At 70.1% G+C, this 3,279-nt stretch carries 3 protein-coding genes; 1 reads left to right on the top strand and 2 read right to left on the bottom strand.

The genetic code is table 11. The annotated features are described in order from the left end of the window. Positions 1–622, top strand: a 622-nt coding sequence (cysE, locus tag HC022_RS22040) for a serine O-acetyltransferase (RefSeq protein WP_167453838.1), incomplete at its 5' end; no start/stop codon positions are given. Between the two features lie 93 nt (positions 623–715). Here the strand turns inward: cysE and HC022_RS22035 are convergent. Next, on the bottom strand, positions 716–1,903 hold the full coding sequence (locus HC022_RS22035; RefSeq protein WP_008883794.1) for an MFS transporter: 1,188 nt from the start codon (positions 1,901–1,903) through the stop codon (positions 716–718). Between the two features lie 214 nt (positions 1,904–2,117). Continuing rightward, positions 2,118–3,279 (bottom strand): 2-oxo acid dehydrogenase subunit E2 (locus HC022_RS22030; RefSeq protein ID WP_167453837.1); only part of this gene is annotated, 1,162 nt, incomplete at its 5' end.

The following is a 3,279-nucleotide window of genomic DNA, read 5'->3' as shown; positions in this document are numbered from 1 at the left end:
GATCCTGCGCGAGATCTGCGACGAGGCCTATTCTTCGGACCCGTCGCTGGCCCGCGCCGCGCGCGCCGACATCCGCGCCACCTTCGAGCGTGACCCGGCCTGCCATCGCTTCCTGCAGCCGCTGCTCTACTTCAAGGGCTTCCAGGCGGTGCAGAGCCAGCGCGTGGCGCATTGGCTCTGGGGGCAGGGGCGCAAGGATCTCGCGTTCTTCTTCCAGATGCGGGCCTCCGAGCTTTTCGGCGTCGACATCCACCCGGCCGCGAAGATCGGGCAGGGGATCATGATCGACCACGCCCACTCCATCGTGATCGGCGAGACCGCGGTGGTCGGCAACGACGTGTCGATCCTGCACTCGGTTACGCTCGGCGGCACCGGCAAGGAGGACGAGGACCGTCACCCCAAGATCGGCGACGGCGTGCTGATCGGGGCCGGGGCCAAGGTGCTCGGCAACATCCGCATCGGCAACGGCTCGCGGATCGCGGCGGGCTCGGTGGTTCTGGAAGAGGTGCCGCCCTGCAAGACCGTCGCGGGCGTGCCCGCCAAGATCGTCGGCGACGCTGGCTGCGACCAGCCCTCGCGCAGCATGGATCAGAAGCTCACCGGCTGTAACTGCTCGTCCTGACGGGCGCACCGGAGAGCGGACATGAAAACGCCGGGCGCGAGAAGCGCCCGGCGTTTCTCGTTTCGGGGTTCGGGGCGTGCGGGCCGCGGACGCTCAGGCCTGCGCGGGCCGCAGGGTGCGGCGCGGGCGGCCGTCGAGCCATGCCAGCGCCAGCGCCACGATGCCGGCCGCCGACAGCGCCGCACCGACGTAGCCGGTGGCGCTCCAGCCGTAGCCTGCTGCAAGCGCCATCCCCGCCAGCCATGGCCCCAGGGCGTTGGCGGCGTTGAAGGCGGCGTGGTTCAGCGCGGCGGCAAGGGTCTGGCCGTCGCCGGCGACATCCATCAGGCGCATCTGCAGCGGGATCACGAGGCCCGCGGTCAGCCCGAGCGCCATCACCGTGAGGCTCATGGCGATCCAGTCGCCCATCACCAGCGCGTAGACCAGCGTCACCGCGACCATGCCAACGAGCAGCACAAGCGTGCCGCCGAAATGCGACCAGTTGGCAAGGCGTCCGGCCCAGTAGTTGCCGAGCGTGGCGCCGATGCCGAAGCCCGAGAGCGCGAAGGGGATCACCCATTCCGGGGCGCCCGCCGCGTTGATCAGGGCGGCGGAGAAGAACGAGTAGACCGCGAAGACGCCGCCGAAGCCGATCGCGCCCACCAGCAGGGTCAGCCAGACCGCGCGGTTGGCCAGCGCCGAGAGCTCGCGCAGCGGGTTCGGCGCGGGGCCATCCTGCGGCTGCGGCGCAACGCGGGCGATCATCAGCGCCGAGCCGGCCGCGATCACCGCCACCAGTACGAAGCACCAGCGCCAGCCGAAGGCCTGCCCGATCGCGCCCGCTGCCGGCACGCCGATGATGTTGGCGACGGTCAGCCCCATCAGCACCTGCGCGACCCCCGCGGCCTTGCGGCCCGCGGGCATCATCTCGGCGGCGAAGAGCATGCCGATGCCGAGGAAGGCCCCGTGCGGCAGCCCCGAGAGCACGCGCGAGATCACCAGTGTCTCGATCGAGGTGGCCATGGAGCTCAGCAGGTTGGCGAGCATGAAGAAGGTCACCAGCAGCACCAGCAAGAGCTTGCGCGGCAGGAAGCTGCCCAGCACCGCGAGCACCGGGGCGCCCACCACCACGCCGATGGCATAGGCGCTCACCGCGTGGCTGGCGGTGGGTTCGCCCACGCCGAGATCGGCCGCGTAGTAGGGCAGCAGGCCCATGGCGGCAAACTCCGTCACCCCGATGGCGAAGGCGCCAAGCGCGAGGGACAGGATCGTCAGGCGGGCCTGGCGGTCGGTGTAGACCATGGATCAGCTCCGGAATTGCTGGGGACTCGGAACGCGGCAGACGTGGGAAATCCTGCCGCGTTGCAGCATGTCCTACGCTAACGGAGAGGGAGGGCGCGGCACAAGCCATGCTCTTTGCAAGGGTGCCATTCCGCGAAAACATGAGTGGCGGATAAAGGAAACGCCCGCCGGTGGGCGGCGGGCGTCTCAGACGATGCGGTCCTGACAGACAGGGTCAGGCGAGCATCACCATGGGGTTCTCGAGGTTCTCGACGATGGCCTGCAGCAGCTCGGCCCCGAGCGCACCGTCGATGACCCGGTGGTCGACCGAGAGCGTCACCGACATCACCGTGGCCACGGTCAGCTCGCCATCGGCACCGACGACTGGCTTCTTGACGCCAGCACCCACGGCGAGGATGGCACCGTGCGGCGGGTTGATCACCGCGTCGAAGTTGTCGATGCCGAACATGCCGAGGTTGGAGATCGCGAAGCTGCCGCCGACGTATTCATGCGGCGCGAGCTTGCGGTTCCGGGCCCGGCCCGCGAGGTCCTTCATCTCTGCCGAGAGGGCGGAGAGCGACTTCATCTCGGCGTCCTTGAGCACCGGGGTGAAGAGCCCGCCGTCCACCGCCACGGCGACCGCCACGTCCGAGGGCTTGAGCTTGAGCATCCGGTCGCCGGCCCAGACCGCGTTCGCGTCCGGCACCGACTGCAGCGCCAGCGCGCAGGCCTTGATGATGAAGTCGTTGACCGAAAGCTTCACGCCGCGGCCCTCGAGCTGCTTGTTCAGCTGCGAGCGGAACTTGAGCAGCGCGTCGAGCTTGATGTCGCGGCGCAGGTAGAAGTGCGGGATGGTCTGCTTGGCCTCGGTGAGGCGGGCAGCCACGGTCTTGCGCATGCCGTCGAGCTTGACCTCTTCGTAGTCGCGCCCCTCGTACATCTTCATGACCTGCTCGGCGCCGGGGCCCGCGGGCATCGCGGCGGCGGCGGGCTTGGCCGCGGGGGCCTCTGCGGCGGCTGCCGCGGGTTTCGCCGCAGGGGCCGCAGAGGCGCCCTCGACGTCTGCCTTGACGATGCGGCCATGCGGGCCCGAGCCCTTGATCGCCGCGAGGTCCAGCCCCTTGTCGGCGGCGATGCGGCGCGCCAGCGGGGTGGCGAAGATGCGCTTGCCATCGGCGCCCTGCGGTGCGGCGGGCGCCGCGGCGGGGGCGGCCTTCTCGGAGCCCCCTGCGGGGGCCGCCTCGGCGGCCGGCTCGGACGCCTTCGGCGCCTCCGGTGCGGACGAGGAGGTGTCAGAGATGTCGGAGGCCGACTCGCCCTCTTCGAGGAGCACCGCGATGGGGGTGTTGACCTTCACCCCCTCGGAGCCCTCGGAGATGAGGATCTTGCCGATGGTG

It is taken from the genome of Salipiger sp. HF18 (assembly GCF_011806505.1).
Lineage (GTDB): Bacteria > Pseudomonadota > Alphaproteobacteria > Rhodobacterales > Rhodobacteraceae > Salipiger > Salipiger thiooxidans.
This window is presented reverse-complemented; position numbering and strand designations above follow the sequence as displayed.

Coding starts and splice junctions, on each gene's coding strand:
- HC022_RS22035 (WP_008883794.1), bottom strand. CDS start 1,903: ATGGTCTACACCGACCGCCAGGCCCGCCTGACGATCCTGTCCCTCGCG.